We start from the raw sequence: 19,061 nt of genomic DNA, 5'->3' as shown, positions 1-19,061 counted from the left end.
ACGTGAGTGCACGTACCCCGCTGATGGCGGGCAACTGGAAGATGAACCTCAACCACCTCGAGGCCATCGCCCACGTCCAGAAGCTCGCCTTCGCCCTCGCGGACAAGGACTTCGAGTCCGTCGAGGTCGCCGTCCTGCCGCCGTTCACCGATCTGCGCTCCGTGCAGACGCTGGTCGACGGCGACAAGCTCAAGATCAAGTACGGCGCGCAGGACATCTCCGCGCACGACTCCGGCGCGTACACCGGGGAGATCTCCGGCCCGATGCTCGCCAAGCTGAAGTGCTCCTACGTGGCCGTCGGCCACTCCGAGCGCCGCCAGTACCACGGCGAGACGGACGAGCTCTGCAACGCCAAGGTCAAGGCCGCGTTCAAGCACGGGATCACCCCGATCCTCTGCGTCGGCGAGGGCCTGGACGTCCGCAAGGCGGGCAACCAGGTCGCGTACACCCTCGCGCAGCTCGACGGCGGCCTGAAGGACGTCCCGGCCGAGCAGGCGGAGAACGTCGTCATCGCCTACGAGCCCGTCTGGGCCATCGGCACCGGCGAGGTCGCCACGCCCGAGGACGCGCAGGAGGTCTGCGGGGCGATCCGCGGCCGGCTCGCCGAGCTCTACTCCCAGGAGCTGGCGGACAAGGTCCGGATCCAGTACGGCGGCTCGGTGAAGTCCGGCAACGTCGCCGCGATCATGGCGCAGCCCGACGTGGACGGCGCCCTGGTCGGCGGTGCCGCGCTGGACGCCGACGAGTTCGTCAAGATCGTTCGCTTCCGCGACCAGTAGCGGTATCCCGACGGGCCCCGCCCGTCGTACCCTGTCGGGGCCGGGACCGGCGCAAACGCGCCGCCCGGCCCCGCAGCGTCATCGTCCAGTGTCCGTCCGTGACAGTCCGAGAGAGTTGGTCCAGCCGTGGTCATGGGGTTCTCGATCGCCCTCATCGTCTTCAGCCTGCTGATGATGATGCTGGTGCTCATGCACAAGGGGAAGGGCGGCGGCCTGTCCGACATGTTCGGCGGCGGCATGCAGTCCTCCGTCGGCGGGTCCTCGGTCGCCGAGCGCAACCTCGACCGGATCACCATCGTCGTGGGCCTGCTGTGGTTCGCCTGCATCGTGGTGCTCGGGCTGCTGATGAAGTTCGACAGCTGACGCTCCGTCGCACCCTCGGCCTATGATGGTGACCGCGTCTTCACGGCCGGTCGGTAACTCCAGCCGCTGGACGCGCGTTGGGCCTTACGTAGACTGGGGCGCCCGCGGCGGAGCGGACTGTCACGCTCCGCGGCACCATCACGCAGGGAGTTACGACCGTGGCAAGTGGCAACGCGATCCGAGGAAGCCGGGTCGGGGCGGGGCCGATGGGGGAGGCGGAGCGCGGCGAATCGGCACCGCGGCTGCGCATCTCCTTCTGGTGCTCCAACGGGCACGAGACGCAGCCCAGCTTCGCCAGCGACGCGCAGGTGCCGGACACCTGGGACTGCCCGCGCTGCGGCTTCCCGGCCGGCCAGGACCGGGACAACCCCCCGGACCCGCCGCGCACCGAGCCCTACAAGACGCACCTCGCGTACGTCCGGGAGCGGCGCAGCGACGCGGACGGCGAGGCCATCCTCGCCGAGGCGCTGGCGAAGCTGCGCGGGGAGATCTGACGATCGCCCGCGGCGCATGAGCCGTACGAAGAAGACGACCGGCCCGGTCGGGAGGCATCCGCCTTCCGGCCGGGCCGGTCGCGTTCTCGGGGCGAACCGTTTCGTCCCACCGGCGGGTGATGCCGCGCATCGGAATGGATGTTCCATCAACTAGGTTGGTGGGAGGCGAGAGAGCTACGAGAAGAAGAAGTGGACTGATGTCCGGAATGAACGCTGAAGCCCGTCACAGGCTCGACCGCATGCCCGAGTGGAACGCGCTGGCCAAGCACCGCGACGAGATCGGGGAAGTGCACCTGCGCGAGCTGTTCGCGGACGACCCGCGACGGGCGGAGAGGTACGCGCTGACCGTCGGCGACCTCTACGTCGACTACTCGAAGCACCTGGTCACCGACGACACCCTGCGGCTGCTGCGCGAGCTCGCGAAGGCGACGGGCGTGGCGGAGCTGCGGGACGCGATGTTCCGGGGCGAGAAGATCAACACGACCGAGGGCCGCGCGGTGCTGCACACCGCCCTGCGGGCACCGGAGTCGGCGGTGATCGAGGTGGACGGGGAGAACGTCGTCCCCGCCGTGCACGCGGTGCTGCGGAAGATGCGGGACTTCGCCGGGCGGATCCGCTCCGGGGAGTGGAAGGGCCACACCGGCAAGCGCATCCGCAACGTCGTCAACATCGGTATCGGCGGGTCCGACCTCGGACCGGCGATGGCCTACGAGGTGCTGCGGCCCTACGCCGACCGCGACCTGACGCTCCGTTTCGTCTCCAACGTGGACGGCGCGGACCTGCACGAGGCCGTGCGCGACCTGGACCCCGCCGAGACGCTGTTCATCGTCGCGTCGAAGACCTTCACCACCATCGAGACCGTCACCAACGCCACCTCCGCGCGGAAGTGGCTGCTGGCGGGTCTCGGGGCGGGTGAGGACGCCGTGGCCAAGCACTTCGTGGCGCTGTCCACCAACGCCGAGAAGGTCGCCGACTTCGGCATCGACACCGCCAACATGTTCGAGTTCTGGGACTGGGTCGGCGGCCGGTACTCGTACGACTCGGCCATCGGGCTCTCCTTGATGATCGCCATCGGCCCGGACCGCTTCCAGGAGATGCTGGACGGCTTCCACCTCGTCGACGAGCACTTCCGCACCGCGGCTCCCGAGGAGAACGTGCCGCTGCTGCTCGGTCTGCTGGGGATCTGGTACGGCAACTTCCACGACGCGCAGTCGCACGCGGTGCTGCCCTACAGCCACTACCTGTCCAAGTTCACGGCCTACCTCCAGCAGTTGGACATGGAGTCCAACGGCAAGTCCGTGGACCGGGAGGGGCGGCGTGTCGAGTGGCAGACCGGGCCCGTGGTGTGGGGGACTCCTGGTACCAACGGGCAGCACGCGTACTACCAGTTGATCCACCAGGGGACGAAGCTCATCCCCGCCGATCTGATCGGCTTCGCCCGTCCCGTGGACGAGCTGTCGCCCTCACTCGCGGCGCAGCACGATCTGCTGATGGCCAACCTGTTCGCCCAGGGGCAGGCGCTCGCCTTCGGGAAGACGGCGGAGGAGGTGGCGGCGGAGGGGGTTCCGGCGGAGCTCGTGCCGCACAAGACGTTCCGGGGGAACCGGCCTACGACGACGATTCTCGCCGACGCTCTGACGCCGTCCGTGCTGGGGCAGTTGATCGCTCTGTATGAACACAAGGTGTTCGTGCAGGGGGCTGTGTGGAACATCGACTCCTTTGATCAGTGGGGAGTCGAGTTGGGGAAGGTGCTTGCCAAGCGGGTTGAGCCTGCGCTCTCCGAGGGTGCGCAGGTGGAGGGGCTGGACGCGTCCACTGCCGCGCTCGTCGCCCGGTACCGGGCGGTTCGGGGGCGCTGAGGGTGCGCTGACGCGCTGGGGGTGCCCCGGTCCCGCCCCTTCGCCGTTTCCTGGGGGCTGTGCCCCCAGACCCCCCTTTTCGCGGCTTCGCCGCTCGTCCTCAAACGCCGGACGGGCTGATATTGAGCCCGTCCGGCGTTTGAGGACAGCGCCCGCAGGGCGCTTCAGGGGGTGCGGGGGCTCGCCCCCGCAAGAAACGGTGAAAGGGTGGGACCGGGGCACCCCCCCGCCCGTCAGGGCGAAGCCGGCGGATACAGCCCCCGCGGCAGCTGCGACGCCGCCGGCTGGTCGAGCAGCCACAGCGTGCGGCTGCGGCCGTACGCCCCGGCGGCCGGGGCCTGGATCTCGCCCGCCCCGCTCAGCGCGAGCGCCACCGCGTTGGCCTTGTCCTCGCCCGCCGCCAGCAGCCATACCTCCCGCGCCGCGCGGATCGCCGGCAGGGTCAGGGAGATGCGGGTCGGCGGGGGCTTGGGGGCGCCGTGGACGCCGATGACCGTGCGGTCGGTCTCCCGGACGCCGGGCAGCTCGGGGAAGAGCGACGCGACGTGGGTGTCCGGGCCGACGCCCAGCAGGAGGACGTCGAAGGAGGGCACCGGGCCGTGGTCCTCCGGGCGGGCGGCCGCGGCCAGTTCGGCCGCGTACGCCTCGGCGGCCACGTCGGCGTCGTCGTACCGGCCGTCGGCCGCGGGCATGGCGTGCACCCGGGCCGGGTCCAGGTCCACGGCGTCCAGCAGGGCGTCGCGGGCCTGGGTGACGTTGCGCTCGGGGTCGCCGTCCGGCAGGTACCGCTCGTCGCCCCACCACAGGTCGAGGCGCGACCAGTCGACCGCGTCCCGGGCGGGCGCGGCGGCGAGGGCCGCGAGCAGCCCGTTGCCGTTGCGCCCGCCCGTGAGGACGACGGAGGCCGTGCCGCGCGCGGCCTGGGCGTCCACGATCTTCGTGATCAGCCGGGCCGCGGCGGCCCGCGCCATCAGGTCCTTGTCCCGGTGGACGACGATCTGCGGCGCGGTGCTCACTTGTCCGCCGCCTTCTTGGACGCGGACTTCTTCGGGGCGGGCTTGCTCTCCGAGGACTCCGAGGGCTCCGAAGGCTCCGAGGGCTCGGAAGCGGCTTCCGAGGTCTTCGCCGCCTCCGGGGACTTCGGCGGCGCGCCCGCCGCCGGTGCCACCGCCGGGCCGCCCGCCTCCGCCAGCCGTTCCACGCCGTACTTCAGCGCGGACTCGTAGATGGTGTCCGGGTCGAGCCGGCGCAGCTCCTCGGCGAGCAGTTCGGCGGTCTCCCGCCGCTTGAGCGCCACGGCGCGGTCCGGCTGGCCCTTCATGCTGAGCTTGGCCAGCGAGCCGTCCGGGCGGTCCAGGGTGATGGTGCCGTCCTTGGTCTCCAGGCGGACGGCCGTGAGGCCGGGGCCGTCGGAGACGGTGCGCCGGGCCGGGACGCCGAGGCGGTCCGCGAGCCACATGGCCAGCAGTTCGCCGCTGGGGTTGTAGCCCTCGCCCTCGACCTCGGCGGCGGTGACCTCGACGGCCTGCTGGTCCAGGGCCGCCGCGAGCATCGAGCGCCACGGGGTGATCCGGGTCCAGGCCAGGTCGGTGTCGCCGGGCGCGTAGTTCGCGGCGCGGGCCGCGAGCTCCGAGACCGGGTCCTCGGCCGCGTAGGTGTCGGTGACGCGGCGCTGGGCGAGGACGCCCAGCGGGTCCTTGGCCGGGTGCAGCGGCGAGTTGACCGGCCACCACACGACCACGGGGGCGTCCGGCAGCAGCAGCGGCAGCACGACCGACTGGGCGTGGTCTATGACCTCGCCGTAGAGCCGGAGGACGACCGTCTCGCCGGTGCCGGCGCTGGTGCCGACCCGGACCTCGGCGTCCAGCCGGGCCTGCGCGCGGTCGCGCGGGGAGCGGCTGACGCGCTTGATGACGACGAGCTTGCGGGACGGGTGCTCGCGGGACGCCTCGTTGGCGGCCTTGAGCGCGTCGTAGGCGTGCTCCTCGTCGGTGACGATGACCAGCGTGAGGACCATGCCGATGGCGGGGGTGCCGATGGCGCGGCGCCCCTGGACCAGAGCGTTGTTGATCTTGCTGGCCGTGGTGTCCGTGAGATCGATCTTCATGGCCGACGCCAGCTCCGTCCGTCTCGTGCGAGCATCTCGTCCGCCTCGACCGGGCCCCAGGTGCCGGCCGGGTAGCGGGCGGGCGTGCCGTGCTTGTCCCAGTACTCCTCGATCGGGTCGAGGATCTGCCAGGAGAGCTCGACCTCCTTCAGGCGCGGGAACAGGTTGGCGTCGCCGAGCAGCACGTCGAGGATGAGCCGCTCGTACGCCTCCGGGCTGGACTCGGTGAACGACTCGCCGTAGGCGAAGTCCATCGAGACGTCCCGGACCTCCATCGAGGTGCCCGGCACCTTGGAGCCGAACCGCAGGGTGACGCCCTCGTCCGGCTGCACCCGGATGACCAGGGCGTTCTGCCCCAGCTCCTCGGTGGCGGTGTCGTCGAAGGGGGAGTGCGGGGCGCGCTGGAAGACGACCGCGATCTCGGTGACGCGGCGGCCGAGCCGCTTGCCGGTGCGCAGGTAGAAGGGGACGCCCGCCCAGCGGCGGTTGTCGATCTCCAGCTTGATGGCGGCGTAGGTGTCGGTCTTCGAGTGCGGGTCGATGCCCTCTTCCTCGCAGTACCCGACGACCTTCTCGCCGCCCTGCCAGCCGGCCGCGTACTGGCCGAAGACGGTCTCCTTGCCCAGCTCCTTGGGGAGCCGGACGGCGCCCAGCACCTTGGTCTTCTCGGCGACCAGGGCGTCCGCGTCGAAGGAGGCGGGCTCCTCCATGGCGGTCAGCGCCAGCAGCTGGAGCAGGTGGTTCTGGATGACGTCGCGCGCGGCGCCGATGCCGTCGTAGTAGCCGGCCCGGCCGCCGATGCCGATGTCCTCGGCCATGGTGATCTGCACGTGGTCCACGTAGGACCGGTTCCAGATCGGCTCGAAGAGGGTGTTGGCGAAGCGCAGCGCCAGGATGTTCTGGACGGTCTCCTTGCCCAGGTAGTGGTCGATCCGGAAGACCTCGTTGGGCGGGAAGACATCGTGGACGATGCTGTTGAGCTCCTGCGCGCTCTTCAGGTCGTGGCCGAACGGCTTCTCGATGACCGCGCGCCGCCAGGACTTCTCCGTCTGCTCGGCCAGGCCGTGCTTCTTGAGCTGCTGGACGACGGTGGGGAAGAACTTCGGCGGGACGGACAGGTAGAAGGCGAAGTTGCCGCCCGTGCCCTGCGCCTTGTCGAGCTCCTCGATGGTGTGCTTGAGGGTCTCGAAGGCGTTGTCGTCGTCGAAGTCGCCCTGGACGAAGCGGCAGCCCTGCACCAGCTGCTGCCACACCTCCTCGCGGAACGGCGTGCGCGCGTGCTCCTTGACGGCGTCGTGCACGATCTGCGCGAAGTCCTCGTTCTCCCAGTCGCGGCGGGCGAAGCCGATGAGGGAGAAGCCCGGCGGCAGCAGGCCGCGGTTGGCGAGGTCGTAGACGGCCGGCATCAGCTTTTTACGGGACAAATCGCCCGTGACGCCAAAGATGACCAGGCCGGACGGCCCCGCGATACGCGGGAGCCGCCGGTCCTGTGCGTCACGCAGCGGGTTGCTGCGAGTCAATTCACGCCTCCGGTGCGAGGCGCTTGAGCTCCGCCTCCGTCGACTTGAGCAGGTCGTTCCAGGACGCCTCGAACTTCTCGACGCCCTCGTCCTCCAGCAGCTGGACGACCTCGTCGTACGAGACGCCCAGCTTCGCGAGCGCGTCGAGCTCGGCCTTGGCCTGCTCGTACGTGCCGCGGACGGTGTCGCCCTTGACGTCGCCGTGGTCGGCGGCGGCCTCCAGGGTGGCCTCCGGCATGGTGTTCACCGTGTTCGGGGCGACCAGGTCGTCCACGTACAAGGTGTCCTTGTAGGCCGGGTCCTTGACGCCGGTCGACGCCCACAGCGGACGCTGCTTGTTGGCGCCGGCCTTCTCCAGGGCCAGCCAGCGGTCGGAGGAGAAGACCTCCTCGTACGCCTGGTAGGCGAGGCGGGCGTTGGCCAGCGCGGCCTTGCCGCGGAGCGCCTTGGCCTCCTCGGTGCCCAGCGCGTCCAGGCGCTTGTCGATCTCGGTGTCCACGCGGGACACGAAGAAGGACGCCACCGAGTGGATCAGCGACAGGTCCAGGCCGGCCGCCTTGGCCTTCTCCAGACCGGTCAGGTAGGCGTCCATGACCGCGCGGTAGCGCTCCAGCGAGAAGATCAGCGTGACGTTGACGCTGATGCCCAGGCCGATGGTCTCGGAGATGGCCGGCAGGCCCGCCTTGGTGGCCGGGATCTTGATCAGGGTGTTGGGGCGGTCGACCAGCCAGGCGAGCTGCTTGGCCTCGGCCACGGTGGCGTGGGTGTCGTGCGCCAGCCGCGGGTCCACCTCGATGGACACCCGGCCGTCCTGGCCGTCCGTGGCGTCGAAGACCGGCCGCAGGATGTCGGCGGCGTCACGCACGTCCGCCGTCGTGATCATGCGGATGGCCTCCTCGACGGTGACCTTGCGGACCGCGAGGTCGGACAGCTGCTGCTCGTAGCCGTCGCCGCTGGAGATCGCCTTCTGGAAGATCGACGGGTTGGTGGTGACACCGACCACGTGGCTGTCGTCGATCAGCTCGCGCAGGTTGCCGGACGTGATGCGCTTGCGGGACAGGTCGTCCAGCCAGATCGCGACGCCTTCCTCGGAGAGGCGCTTGAGTGCGTCTGTCATGGGTTCTACATCTCCTACTGGATCGTGTGCTTGCGCGTCAGCGGCGGCCGGCGTCGGCCAGCGACTCGCGGGCGGCCTCGACGACGGCTTCCGAGGTCAGGCCGAACTCCTGGAACAGCACCTGGTAGTCGGCGGAGGCGCCGAAGTGCTCCAGCGAGACGATCCGGCCGGCCTCGCCGACGTAGCGGTGCCAGGTCAGGCCGATGCCCGCCTCGACGGCCACCCGGGCCTTGACGTCCGGCAGCAGCACGCCGTCGCGGTACGCCTGGTCCTGCTCCTCGAACCACTCGACGGACGGCATCGAGACCACGCGGGTCGGGACGCCCTCGGCCTGCAGGGTCTCGCGGGCCTCGACGGCCATCTGGACCTCGGAGCCGGTGGCGATCAGGATCACCTGGGGACGGCCGCCCTCGGCCTCGAACAGCACGTAGCCGCCCTTGGCCGCGCCCTCGTTGGCCTCGTAGGTCGGGACGTTCTGGCGGGTGAGGGCCAGACCGTGCGGGGCGGGCTTGGTGGCGTGGCGCTTCATGATCTCGCGCCAGGCGATGGCCGTCTCGTTGGCGTCGGCCGGGCGCACCATGTTCAGGCCCGGGATGGCGCGCAGCGCGGCCATGTGCTCGACCGGCTGGTGCGTCGGGCCGTCCTCGCCGAGGCCGATGGAGTCGTGCGTCCACACGTAGGTGACCGGCAGCTTCATCAGCGCGGCCAGCCGGACGGCGGGGCGCATGTAGTCGGAGAACACCAGGAAGGTGCCGCCGTAGACACGGGTGTTGCCGTGCAGCGCGATGCCGTTCATGGTCGAGCCCATGGCGTGCTCGCGGATGCCGAAGTGGATCGTGCGGCCGTAGGGGTTCGCCTCGGGGAGCGGGTTGCCCTCCGGGAGGAACGACGACGACGCGTCGATCGTGGTGTTGTTCGAGCCGGCGAGGTCGGCGGAACCGCCCCACAGCTCCGGAACGACGCCGCCGAGGGCCTTGAGGACCTCGCCGGACGCCTTGCGGGTGGCGACGGACTTGCCGGCCGGGAAGACCGGGAGGACCTTCTCCCAGCCGTCGGGCAGCTCGCCCGCGTTGATCCGGTCGAACTCGGCCGCCCGCTCCGGGTTGGCCTCGCGCCACTTGGCGAGCTTCTTCTCCCAGGTGGCGTGGGCCTCGCGGCCGCGGTCGACGACCTTGCGGACGTGCGCGAAGACGTCGTCGTCGACCTGGAAGGTCTGCTTCGGGTCGAAGCCGAGCACCTCCTTGGTCGCGGCCACCTCGGCGTCGCCGAGCGCCGAGCCGTGCGCGGCCTCGGTGTTCTGCGCGTTCGGGGCCGGCCAGGCGATGATCGTGCGGGCCGCGATCAGGGAGGGACGCTCGGTCTCCTCCTGCGCCGCCTTCAGCGCCGCGTACAGCGCCTGGATGTCGAAGTCGCCGTTGGGCGCCTGCTCGATGCGCTGGACGTGCCAGCCGTACGCCTCGTAGCGCTTGAGGACGTCCTCGGACAGGGCCGTCGCGGTGTCGCCCTCGATCGAGATGTGGTTGTCGTCGTACAGGGCGACGATGTTGCCGAGCTTCTGGTGGCCGGCCAGCGAGGACGCCTCCGCGGAGATGCCCTCCTCCAGGTCGCCGTCGGAGACGATCGCCCAGATCGTGTGGTCGAAGGGGGACTCGCCCTTCGGGGCCTCCGGGTCGAACAGACCGCGCTCGTAGCGGGCGGCCATCGCCATGCCCACCGCGTTGGCGATGCCCTGGCCCAGGGGGCCGGTGGTGGTCTCCACACCGCGGGTGTGGCCGTGCTCCGGGTGGCCCGGGGTCTTGCTGCCCCAGGTGCGGAACGCCTTGAGGTCCGACAGCTCCAGGCCGTAGCCGGCCATGAAGAGCTGGACGTAGAGGGTCAGGCTGGTGTGACCGGGCGAGAGGACGAAACGGTCGCGGCCCGTCCAGTCGGCGTCGCTGGGGTCGTGCCGCATCAGCTTCTGGAAGAGCAGGTACGCGGCGGGGGCCAGGCTCATGGCCGTACCGGGATGGCCGTTGCCGACCTTCTGCACGGAATCCATGGCCAGGACGCGGGCTGTGTCGACGGCCCGCTGGTCCAGTTCGGTCCACTCGAGGTCTGTGGTGGTCGGCTTGGTGCTCACCCTAGGTCAGGGCTCCTCTCCACATGGTTTCACTTGCCGGGGGCGGTATGTTCCGCCACGACGCGGCGGTCCCGAGCCTACCCCCGTGGGGACCGGCGTCCTTTCCGCGTGCTTCCGGTGGACGGTCGGCAGCTCTCCGGCTGCCCGCCACACGACCCGGGCAACCGGACCGAGGGGGTAAAGATTCCCGTCCGGCGGGTGTCCGTCATGTGTCCAGCGTGCGGTGCGGCGCCGGAGCGCGCCTCTCGGAGGGTGCTCACGGGGTGCCCGCCCGGAGTGCGCCGGGGGCCGCCGGAACCCGCTTTCGCCCGGATTCCCCGGGGACCAACACGACCCACCCCGGCGGAGGCCGTGCCATGCCCTGCGTCTAGAGTGGCTTGGTACGCGCAAGCCTTACCCGGCAGAACGGGCCGGATGTGCTTGCTGGCCTTATCTCTGTCAGGGGTGTGCGTGACGGCCGTCGAATCCCGTCCTGCGGGGGTACTCGTCGAGAGCCCCGGTCATCACCGGCCGTTCGGGGCCCGTGTCAAGGCTTTCGTGGCGCTGACGAAGCCGCGCGTCATCGAGCTGCTGCTGATGACGACGGTCCCGGTGATGTTCCTCGCCGCCGAGGGCGTCCCCGACATGTGGCTGGTGCTGGCCACCTGCCTCGGCGGTTACCTCTCCGCCGGCGGCGCGGGCGCGTTCAACATGTACTACGACCGCGACATCGACGCCATGATGGACCGGACGTCCCAGCGCCCGCTGGTCACCGGCATGGTCTCGCCGCGCGAGTGCCTGGTCTTCGCCGCGGCGCTCACCGTCGGTTCGACGGTCTGGTTCTGGTTCCTGGTCAACCCCCTGTCGGCGATGCTCTCGCTCGGCGCCTCGCTCTTCTACACCGTCGTCTACACGATGATCCTCAAGCGCCGCACCGCGCAGAACATCGTCTGGGGCGGCATCGCGGGCTGCCTGCCGGTCATCATCGGCTGGTCCGCGGTGAAGAACGAGGTCTCCTGGGCCTCCCTGATCCTCTTCCTCGTCATCTTCTTCTGGACGCCGCCGCACTACTGGCCGCTGTCGATGAAGGTGAAGGACGACTACGAGCGGGCCGGCGTGCCCATGCTGCCGGTCGTCGCGGGCAACAAGGCCGTCGCGCGGCAGATCGTCCTCTACAGCTGGGTGATGGTGGGCGTCTCCCTGCTGCTGACGCCGCTCGGGTACACCGGCTGGTTCTACACGGTCGTGGCCGTGGCCTGCGGCGGCTTCTGGCTCAAGGAGGCGCACGCCCTCCAGGCCCGCGCCAAGGCCGGGATCACCGGGGCGAAGCTCAAGGAGATGCGCCTCTTCCACTGGTCCATCACCTACGTCTCGCTGCTCTTCACGGCGGTCGCGATCGACCCCTTCCTGCGGTAGTCCCGACGTCGTCGCACACGGGCGGCGCGGGTGGTCAAAGCCACCCGCGCCGCCCGTCGCCATTCCGGCTACCCGTCGGTAGCATCCTGGTCATGGCAGACACCAAGCAGGCCGGCGACACGGAGGCCGGGAACGCCCCGCTGGACGCCAGGGCGCAGCGGCGGGCGGCCCGGCTGGCCAAGCGGATCGGCGACTTCGCACGGACCCACGGCGGGAGCGCGGAAGGTCAGCTCGCCCACATAGGGCGGGGCAGGACCCGGATCGCCCTGGTGGGCGCGAACGGGGAGTGGGGGAACCTGGTGGCCCCCTCCTACGCGACGGCAGAGAAGGCCCTCGAACTGGCCGCGCCGGCCGGGCTGACCGTCCACGAGGACTTCGACGGGGAGATGGCCGCGAAGGTGCGGACCGGCCCGTACGAGTGGTCGCGGATGGCCGGGATCCAGGTGGGCGGGCCGTCCAACGGCTGAGGCCGCATGACCGAACGCCGGAGGGGCGGACACGGGTTTCGTGTCCGCCCCTCCGGCGTTCGTCGTACGGCCCGGTCAGCGCTCCGCCGCGGCCAGGGCCGCCGGCTCGGGCTCCGCGGCCGGGGACGGCAGCGTCACGGGCTCGCCGCGGTCCCGCAGCGAGAGGAAGGCCCGCAGGACGGCGATCCAGACCAGGCACGAGCCGAACATGTGCGCCCCGACGACGATCTCGGGCGAGTCGTTGAAGTACTGCACATAGCCGACGACGCCCTGGAGCATCAGCACGGCGAACAGCTCCACCACCCGGCGGCGCGGTCCGCCCGGCGCCTTCACGGCCCGCAGCGCGAACCACAGCGCCACCGTCAGGCCGAGCACGATGAACACCAGGTCCACATGGAGCTGGGTGATCTCCCGGAAGTCCAGCGGGATGCGGTGGACGTCCTTGGAGGCGTCGCCCGCGTGCTGCCCGGAGCCGGTGACCACGGTGCCCGCCACGATCAGCAGGACGGTCGAGACGACCAGCACCCAGCTCAGCTGGCGGACCGGCCGGGCCACCAGGTCGCGCGGCGCGTCGTCGCCCTCACCGGACCGCTGCCACATGATCACGGCCACGGTGAGCAGGGCCGTCGCGGCGAGGAAGTGGGCGGCGACGATATACGGGTTGAGGCCGGTGAGGACCGTGATGCCGCCGATGATGCCGTTGCTCGCGACGATCCAGAACTGGGCCCAGCCGAGCCGCGTCAGGTCGCGGCGGCGCGGGCTCCGGGCGCGGGCCGCGATGATCGCGATGCCGACGACCACGCAGAGCACGTAGGTCAGCATGCGGTTGGTGAACTCGATGATGCCGTTGACGCCCATCGCGGGGGTGGGCGTCAGGCTGTCCTCGGTGCAGGTCGGCCAGGTCGGGCAGCCCAGGCCGGACTGCGTGAGCCGGACCGCGCCACCCGTCACCACGATGATCACGGCCATGACGACGCAGGCGAACGAGGCCCGCCGGACGAAGCGCGCGGACGGCTGCCAGCGGTCGGCGACGGCCTGCAGGGGATTCAGCGAATTCGGCACGGAGCCATCGTAAGGGCCCGCTTGTGCATGGATTCACGAGGGGTGCGGCGGGGCGTGAAAGCCGAGGTGAGCGCCTGTGTCGGGGGCGCTCACCCCGGCTTGGGGGGTCACTCCCAGCGGAAGAGGCGGGCCGCCGCGCCCAGGCCCAGCACCGCCCACACCGCGAGGATGCCGAGGTCCCGCCAGGGCATCCCGGCGCCGTCCCGCAGCACGTCCCGGAGGCCGTCGGACAGCGCCGAGATCGGCAGCAGCTCCAACACCGCCCGCGCGGCGTCGGGGAACCGGTCCAGCGGCACGATCACGCCACCGCCGACCAGCAGCAGGAGGAACACCAGGTTCGCCGCCGCGAGTGTCGCCTCCGCCTTCAGCGTGCCCGCCATCAGCAGGCCGAGACCCGAGAACGCGGCCGTGCCGAGGACGAGCAGCAGCAGTACGGCGAACGGGTTGCCGTGCGGCGACCAGCCGAGCGCGAACGCGATCACCGTCAGCAGGGCGACCTGGAGCACCTCGGTGACCAGCACCGACGCCGTCTTGGCGGTCATCAGCGCCCAGCGCGGCAGCGGGGACGCGCCGAGCCGCTTGAGGACGCCGTACCGCCGGTCGAAACCGGTGGCGATGGCCTGCCCGGTGAAGGCGGTGGAGAGGACGGCCAGGGCGAGGATGCCGGGGGCGAGGAAGTCGACGGCCTTGCCGTCCCCCGTATCCACCACGTCCACGGTGCTGAAGAGGACCAACAGCAGCGTCGGGATGACGACCGTCAGCAGCAGCTGCTCGCCGTTGCGCAGCAGCATCCGGGTCTCCAGGGCGGCCTGCGCGCGGATCATCCGGGAGAGCGGGGCGGCGCCGGGGCGCGGTGTGAAGGTGCCCGGTGTGGTCATGCGCGCAGCTCCTTGCCCGTGAGCTCCAGGAAGACGTCCTCCAGCGTGTGCCGCTCCACGGCTATCCGGTCCGGCATCACGCCGTGCTGCGCGCACCAGGTGGTGACGGTGGCGAGCAGCTGCGGGTCGACGGAGCCGGTGACCCGGTACGAGCCGGGGGTCAGCTCGACGGCCGCGCAGTCGGCGGGGAGGGCCTTCAGGAGGGAGGCGACGTCCAGGCCGGCCCGGCCGGTGAAGCGGAGGGTGTTCTCCGCGCCGCCCTTGCACAGCTCCTCGGGGCTGCCCTGGGCGATGACCCGGCCGGCGTCGATGATCGCGACGTCGTCGGCCAGCTCCTCGGCCTCCTCCATGTGGTGGGTGGTGAGCACGACGGTGACGCCGTCCTCCCGCAGCTCCCGGACCAGGTCCCAGGTCGCGCGGCGCGCCTGGGGGTCGAGGCCGGCCGTGGGCTCGTCCAGGAAGACCAGTTCGGGGCGGCCGACCACGGCCATGGCCAGGGAGAGCCGCTGCTGCTGGCCGCCGGAGAGCCGCCGGTACGTGGTGCGTCCGCAGGTGTCCAGGCCGAGGCGTTCGATCAGCATGCCGACGTCCAGCGGGTGGGCGTGCAGCGCGGCCATGTGCCGCAGCATCTCGTCGGCACGGGCGCCGGAGTAGATCCCGCCGCTCTGGAGCATCACGCCGACGCGCGGGCGCAGGGCGGCGGCGTCGGCCACCGGGTCGAGGCCGAGCACGCGGACGGTGCCGGCGTCGGGGCGGCGGTAGCCCTCGCAGGTTTCGATGGTGGTGGTCTTGCCGGCCCCGTTGGGGCCGAGGACGGCGGTGAGGGTGCCGGCCGCGACGGACAGGTCGAGACCGTCCACCGCGGTCTTCCGCCCGTACCGCTTGACGAGGCCGTGGACCTCGACGGCCGGCACGCGGCCGGGGGTCCGGGGCTCGCCCGGGGTGGCACTGCGCATGGCAAGGAAGTCTACGAACCCCGCGGGCCTCCGGATCCCGCCGGGGTGCGAGATCAATGTGCCGGTTAGGTGACCCTTAGTGACCGAGACCACCGCCGGGCGGGGCGTCGAGGCTTGTCCCGGCTCAGCCAATTACGCAACAATGGTGTTGTGAAATACGCGGGCGAGGCACCGGAAGGGCCCGCGGCCACGACGGCCGCCGGACCCGGTTCCGCCGTACCCGCGGCCCGCGAGGAGCAGCGCGCCCACGACGAGCAGCGCGGCACCCGCGCCCGCGTGGCCCGCTCCATCCTCGATCACGGCCCGTCCACCGCCGCCGAGCTGGCCCTGCGCCTGGAGCTCACCCAGGCCGCGGTCCGCCGCCACCTGGACGTGCTGGCCGCCGAGGGCATGGTCGAGCCCCGTGAGAAGCGGGTGTACGGCGCCCGTACCCGCGGCCGGCCCGCCAAGGTCTTCGTCCTGACGGACTGCGGCCGGGACGCCTTCGACCAGGCATACGACAAGCTCGCCACCGACGCCCTGCGCTGGATCGCCCAGGCCGCGGGCGGCGGCGAGATGGGCGAGGCCGCCGTCGCCGCGTTCGCCCGGGCCCGGATGGCCGCCCAGGCCGAGGGCTACCGGGCCGCCCTGGAGGCCGCGCCCCCCGAGGAGCGGGCCCGCATGCTGGCCAGGGCATTGACCGAGGACGGGTACGCTGCTACGGCGCGCACAGCGCCGGTCGGCGAACAGCTCTGCCAGCACCACTGCCCGGTCGCCCATGTCGCCGAGCAGTTCCCGCAGCTGTGCGAGGCGGAGACCGAGGTCTTCTCCCGCCTGCTCGGGACGCATGTGCAACGTCTTGCCACCATCGCCCACGGCGACGGCGTGTGCACGACGTTCATCCCCAAGACAGCGTCCACCAAGACGACCACCGCATCCACCAGCACGGCCGGGAGGAACCCCGCATGACTCTCCCCACGGAGACTGCCCACCCTGAGCTCGAGGGCCTGGGCACGTACGAATACGGCTGGGCCGACTCCGACGCGGCCGGCGCCGCGGCCAAGCGCGGCCTCTCCGAGGAGGTCGTCCGCGACATCTCGGCCAAGAAGTCCGAGCCGGAGTGGATGCTCAAGCTGCGTCTGAAGGGCCTGCGGCTCTTCGACAAGAAGCCCATGCCGACCTGGGGCTCGGACCTCACGGGCATCGACTTCGACAACATCAAGTACTTCGTCCGCTCCACCGAGAAGCAGGCCGCCTCCTGGGAGGACCTGCCCGAGGACATCAAGAACACCTACGACAAGCTGGGCATCCCCGAGGCGGAGAAGCAGCGCCTCGTCGCCGGTGTCGCCGCCCAGTACGAGTCCGAGGTCGTCTACCACCAGATCCGTGAGGACCTGGAGGAGCAGGGCGTCATCTTCCTGGACACCGACACCGCCCTGAAGGAGCACCCCGAGCTCTTCCAGGAGTACTTCGGCACCGTCATCCCGGCGGGCGACAACAAGTTCGCCTCGCTGAACACGGCCGTGTGGTCCGGCGGCTCCTTCATCTACGTCCCGCCGGGCGTCCACGTCGACATCCCGCTCCAGGCCTACTTCCGGATCAACACGGAGAACATGGGCCAGTTCGAGCGGACGCTGATCATCGTCGACGAGAACGCCTACGTGCACTACGTCGAGGGCTGCACCGCCCCGATCTACTCCTCCGACTCGCTGCACAGCGCCGTCGTGGAGATCATCGTCAAGAAGGGCGGCCGCTGCCGCTACACGACCATCCAGAACTGGTCGAACAACGTCTACAACCTGGTCACCAAGCGCGCCGTGGCGTACGAGGGCGCGACCATGGAGTGGATCGACGGCAACATCGGCTCCAAGGTGACGATGAAGTACCCCGCCGTCTACCTGATGGGCGAGCACGCCAAGGGCGAGACGCTGTCCATCGCCTTCTCCGGCGAGGGCCAGCACCAGGACGCCGGCGCCAAGATGGTCCACATGGCGCCCAACACCTCCTCCAACATCGTCTCCAAGTCGGTGGCGCGGGGCGGCGGCCGCACCTCGTACCGCGGTCTGATCGAGATCGGCGAGGGCGCCCACGGCTCCAAGTCCAACGTGCTGTGCGACGCGCTGCTGGTGGACACCATCTCCCGCTCGGACACCTACCCCTACGTGGACGTCCGCGAGGACGACGTGTCCATGGGCCACGAGGCGACCGTCTCCAAGGTCAGCGACGACCAGCTCTTCTACCTGATGAGCCGCGGTCTGTCGGAGGACGAGGCGATGGCGATGATCGTGCGCGGCTTCGTCGAGCCGATCGCCCGCGAGCTGCCGATGGAGTACGCGCTGGAGCTCAACCGGCTGATCGAGCTGCAGATGGAAGGCGCGGTCGGCTGACGCCCGCCGCCTTCGACCGCAGCGACCCTTTTTGACAGGAAGAGAGCACCACGACAGCCATGGCTGACAACACTCCCGCCGGCAGCACCACCGACGGCGCCATCCAGGTGGGCGGGGCCAAGCAGCCCATCGACGCGCGGGTCAGCGCCCCCGCCTCGTACGACGTCGCCGACTTCCCCGTGCCGCACGGCCGCGAGGAGGAGTGGCGGTTCACCCCGCTGGAGCGCCTCCGCGGTCTGCACGACGGCACGGCCCTGGAGAAGGGGACGGACGGCGCCGGCGTCAAGGTCGAGGTGACCGCCCCCGAGGGCGTCATCGTGGAGACCGTCGGCCGGGACGACGCCCGGCTCGGCAAGGCCGGCAAGCCCGTCGACCGGGTGGCCGCCCAGGCGTACAGCTCCTTCGAGAAGGCGTCCGTCGTCTCGATCCCCAAGGACACCGTGCTCACCGAGCCCGTGCGGATCGCCGTGCACGGCGAGGGCGGGGTGGCCTTCGGCCACCAGGTCGTCGAGATCGGCGCCTTCTCCGAGGCCATCGTCGTCATCGACCACACCGGTGACGCCACCCTGGCCGCCAACGTCGAGTACCTGCTCGGCGACGGCGCCAAGCTCACCGTCGTCTCCGTCCAGGACTGGGACGACACGGCCGTCCACGCCGCGCAGCACACCGCGCTCGTCGGCCGCGACGCCCGCTTCAAGTCCGTGATCGTCACCTTCGGCGGCGACCTGGTCCGGCTGCACCCGCGCGTCGTCTACGGCGCCCCCGGCGGCGAGGCCGAGCTCTACGGCCTGTACTTCACCGACAACGGCCAGCACCAGGAGCACCGCCTCTTCGTCGACCACGACACGCCGCACTGCCGCAGCAACGTGGTCTTCAAGGGCGCCCTCCAGGGCAAGGACGCGCACGCCGTCTGGATCGGCGACGTCCTCATCCGCGCCGCGGCCGAGGGCACCGACACCTACGAGCTCAACCGCAACCTCGTCCTCACCGACGGCGCGCGCGTCGACTCGGTCCCCAACCTGGAGATCGAGACCGGTGAGATCGTCGGCGCCGGCCACGCCTCGGCGACCGGCCGCTTCGACGACGAGCAGCTGTTCTACCTGATGGCCCGCGGCATCCCCGCCGACGAGGCCCGCCGGCTGGTCGTCCGCGGCTTCTTCGCCGAGCTCGTCCAGCAGATCGGCGTCCCCGAGCTGGAGGAGCGCCTGATCGCCAAGATCGAGGCCGAGCTGGAGGCGTCCGTCGCATGACCTACGTACGCGTGGCCGCGCTCGGCGAACTGGAGGAGGACACGCCCAAGCGGGTGGAGGTCGACGGCACCCCCGTGTCGATCGTCCGCACCGAGGGCGAGGTCTTCGCCATCCACGACATCTGCTCGCACGCCAACGTCTCGCTCTCCGAGGGCGAGGTGGAGGACTGCGCCATCGAATGCTGGCTGCACGGCTCCACCTTCGACCTGCGCACCGGAAAGCCCTCGGGTCTCCCGGCCACCCGACCGGTCCCCGTTTACCCCGTCAAGATCGAAGGAGACGGCCCAGACGCGTCTGTGCTCGTTTCCATCACCCAGGAGTCCTGAGTT

General features: G+C 70.8%; 18 protein-coding genes. 10 read left to right on the top strand and 8 right to left on the bottom strand.

Going from position 1 to position 19,061, the window contains the following annotated elements:
• The first annotated feature begins 2 nt into the window (after positions 1-2).
• The 4 genes from tpiA (at position 3) to pgi (ending at position 3,495) form a co-directional block, all read left to right on the top strand.
• Positions 3-779, top strand: a complete 777-nt coding sequence (gene tpiA / locus J7W19_RS07520) for a triose-phosphate isomerase (RefSeq protein WP_004948018.1) — start codon at positions 3-5, stop codon at positions 777-779.
• A gap of 132 nt (positions 780-911) precedes the next feature.
• Positions 912-1,142 (top strand): preprotein translocase subunit SecG, encoded by a 231-nt coding sequence (gene secG, locus J7W19_RS07515; RefSeq protein WP_040890769.1) that lies wholly within the window; start codon positions 912-914, stop codon positions 1,140-1,142.
• A 158-nt stretch (positions 1,143-1,300) separates the two neighbouring features.
• The gene (locus J7W19_RS07510) at positions 1,301-1,636 is read left to right on the top strand and encodes an RNA polymerase-binding protein RbpA (protein WP_003957010.1); all 336 of its coding nucleotides are present in this window, start codon (positions 1,301-1,303) and stop codon (positions 1,634-1,636) included.
• A 206-nt stretch (positions 1,637-1,842) separates the two neighbouring features.
• Positions 1,843-3,495: a glucose-6-phosphate isomerase gene (gene pgi / locus J7W19_RS07505; RefSeq protein ID WP_004948011.1), complete on the top strand. Its 1,653-nt coding sequence runs from the start codon at positions 1,843-1,845 to the stop codon at positions 3,493-3,495.
• A 233-nt stretch (positions 3,496-3,728) separates the two neighbouring features.
• Here pgi and pgl read toward each other — a convergent pair whose 3' ends face one another.
• The 5 genes from pgl to tkt are packed head-to-tail and all read right to left on the bottom strand — an operon-like array spanning position 3,729 to position 10,358.
• Positions 3,729-4,511, bottom strand: a complete 783-nt coding sequence (pgl, locus tag J7W19_RS07500; RefSeq protein ID WP_004951606.1) for a 6-phosphogluconolactonase — start codon at positions 4,509-4,511, stop codon at positions 3,729-3,731.
• Positions 4,508-5,602: a glucose-6-phosphate dehydrogenase assembly protein OpcA gene (opcA, locus tag J7W19_RS07495; protein WP_004951610.1), complete on the bottom strand. Its 1,095-nt coding sequence runs from the start codon at positions 5,600-5,602 to the stop codon at positions 4,508-4,510. The genes pgl and opcA overlap by 4 nt, the downstream gene beginning before the upstream one ends.
• Positions 5,599-7,122, bottom strand: coding sequence for a glucose-6-phosphate dehydrogenase (gene zwf / locus J7W19_RS07490; RefSeq protein ID WP_004951612.1), 1,524 nt, complete (start codon positions 7,120-7,122; stop codon positions 5,599-5,601). The genes opcA and zwf overlap by 4 nt, the downstream gene beginning before the upstream one ends.
• Before the next feature lies 1 nt (position 7,123).
• Positions 7,124-8,239 carry a transaldolase gene (tal, locus tag J7W19_RS07485; protein WP_004951615.1) on the bottom strand — a complete coding sequence of 372 codons (1,116 nt, stop codon included), beginning with the start codon at positions 8,237-8,239 and terminating at the stop codon, positions 7,124-7,126.
• A 37-nt stretch (positions 8,240-8,276) separates the two neighbouring features.
• Entirely contained in the window at positions 8,277-10,358 is a 2,082-nt protein-coding gene (gene tkt / locus J7W19_RS07480; protein ID WP_004951618.1) for a transketolase, read from the bottom strand.
• A 450-nt stretch (positions 10,359-10,808) separates the two neighbouring features.
• Here tkt and J7W19_RS07475 point away from each other — a divergent pair, with 450 nt between their 5' ends.
• Positions 10,809-11,753, top strand: a complete 945-nt coding sequence (locus J7W19_RS07475) for a heme o synthase (protein ID WP_233478079.1) — start codon at positions 10,809-10,811, stop codon at positions 11,751-11,753.
• 92 nt (positions 11,754-11,845) lie between these two features.
• On the top strand, positions 11,846-12,220 hold the full coding sequence (locus J7W19_RS07470) for a hypothetical protein (protein WP_004951624.1): 375 nt from the start codon (positions 11,846-11,848) through the stop codon (positions 12,218-12,220).
• Between the two features lie 75 nt (positions 12,221-12,295).
• Here J7W19_RS07470 and J7W19_RS07465 read toward each other — a convergent pair whose 3' ends face one another.
• The 3 genes from J7W19_RS07465 to J7W19_RS07455 all read right to left on the bottom strand — a co-directional run bounded on the left by J7W19_RS07465 (position 12,296) and on the right by J7W19_RS07455 (position 15,116).
• Positions 12,296-13,282, bottom strand: a complete 987-nt coding sequence (locus J7W19_RS07465) for a COX15/CtaA family protein (RefSeq protein WP_004951630.1) — start codon at positions 13,280-13,282, stop codon at positions 12,296-12,298.
• A gap of 107 nt (positions 13,283-13,389) precedes the next feature.
• Positions 13,390-14,160 carry an ABC transporter permease gene (locus J7W19_RS07460; RefSeq protein ID WP_004951631.1) on the bottom strand — a complete coding sequence of 257 codons (771 nt, stop codon included), beginning with the start codon at positions 14,158-14,160 and terminating at the stop codon, positions 13,390-13,392.
• Positions 14,157-15,116, bottom strand: a complete 960-nt coding sequence (locus J7W19_RS07455; protein ID WP_004951634.1) for an ABC transporter ATP-binding protein — start codon at positions 15,114-15,116, stop codon at positions 14,157-14,159. Before J7W19_RS07455 ends, J7W19_RS07460 begins: the two co-directional genes overlap by 4 nt.
• 150 nt (positions 15,117-15,266) lie before the next feature.
• On the opposite strand from J7W19_RS07455, the gene J7W19_RS07450 reads away from it, so the two are divergent.
• From J7W19_RS07450 to J7W19_RS07435, 4 genes are read left to right on the top strand one after another with little or no spacing between them, the layout of a single operon-like run.
• Positions 15,267-16,064 (top strand): helix-turn-helix transcriptional regulator, encoded by a 798-nt coding sequence (locus J7W19_RS07450; RefSeq protein ID WP_004951637.1) that lies wholly within the window; start codon positions 15,267-15,269, stop codon positions 16,062-16,064.
• A complete protein-coding gene (sufB, locus tag J7W19_RS07445) occupies positions 16,061-17,482 on the top strand; it encodes a Fe-S cluster assembly protein SufB (protein WP_004951640.1) in 1,422 nt (473 codons plus the stop codon). The genes J7W19_RS07450 and sufB overlap by 4 nt, the downstream gene beginning before the upstream one ends.
• A 59-nt stretch (positions 17,483-17,541) precedes the next feature.
• Complete coding sequence (gene sufD / locus J7W19_RS07440) at positions 17,542-18,732, top strand: Fe-S cluster assembly protein SufD (RefSeq protein WP_004951644.1); 1,191 nt, start codon at positions 17,542-17,544, stop codon at positions 18,730-18,732.
• The gene (locus J7W19_RS07435; RefSeq protein ID WP_004951646.1) at positions 18,729-19,058 is read left to right on the top strand and encodes a non-heme iron oxygenase ferredoxin subunit; all 330 of its coding nucleotides are present in this window, start codon (positions 18,729-18,731) and stop codon (positions 19,056-19,058) included. Before sufD ends, J7W19_RS07435 begins: the two co-directional genes overlap by 4 nt.
• Positions 19,059-19,061: the final 3 nt, after the last annotated feature.

Source organism: Streptomyces mobaraensis NBRC 13819 = DSM 40847 (assembly GCF_017916255.1).
GTDB classification, from domain to species: Bacteria; Actinomycetota; Actinomycetes; order Streptomycetales; family Streptomycetaceae; genus Streptomyces; species Streptomyces mobaraensis.
This window is presented reverse-complemented; position numbering and strand designations above follow the sequence as displayed.

What these genes read in the sequence shown, in the direction of transcription:
- secG (WP_040890769.1), top strand. Translation starts at nt 912, where the DNA reads ATGGGGTTCTCGATCGCCCTCATCGTCTTCAGCCTGCTGATGATGATG.
- pgi (WP_004948011.1), top strand. Translation starts at nt 1,843, where the DNA reads ATGAACGCTGAAGCCCGTCACAGGCTCGACCGCATGCCCGAGTGGAAC.
- opcA (WP_004951610.1), bottom strand. Translation starts at nt 5,602, where the DNA reads ATGAAGATCGATCTCACGGACACCACGGCCAGCAAGATCAACAACGCT.
- tal (WP_004951615.1), bottom strand. Translation starts at nt 8,239, where the DNA reads ATGACAGACGCACTCAAGCGCCTCTCCGAGGAAGGCGTCGCGATCTGG.
- J7W19_RS07470 (WP_004951624.1), top strand. Translation starts at nt 11,846, where the DNA reads ATGGCAGACACCAAGCAGGCCGGCGACACGGAGGCCGGGAACGCCCCG.
- J7W19_RS07460 (WP_004951631.1), bottom strand. Translation starts at nt 14,160, where the DNA reads ATGACCACACCGGGCACCTTCACACCGCGCCCCGGCGCCGCCCCGCTC.
- J7W19_RS07455 (WP_004951634.1), bottom strand. Translation starts at nt 15,116, where the DNA reads ATGCGCAGTGCCACCCCGGGCGAGCCCCGGACCCCCGGCCGCGTGCCG.
- sufB (WP_004951640.1), top strand. Translation starts at nt 16,061, where the DNA reads ATGACTCTCCCCACGGAGACTGCCCACCCTGAGCTCGAGGGCCTGGGC.
- sufD (WP_004951644.1), top strand. Translation starts at nt 17,542, where the DNA reads ATGGCTGACAACACTCCCGCCGGCAGCACCACCGACGGCGCCATCCAG.
- J7W19_RS07435 (WP_004951646.1), top strand. Translation starts at nt 18,729, where the DNA reads ATGACCTACGTACGCGTGGCCGCGCTCGGCGAACTGGAGGAGGACACG.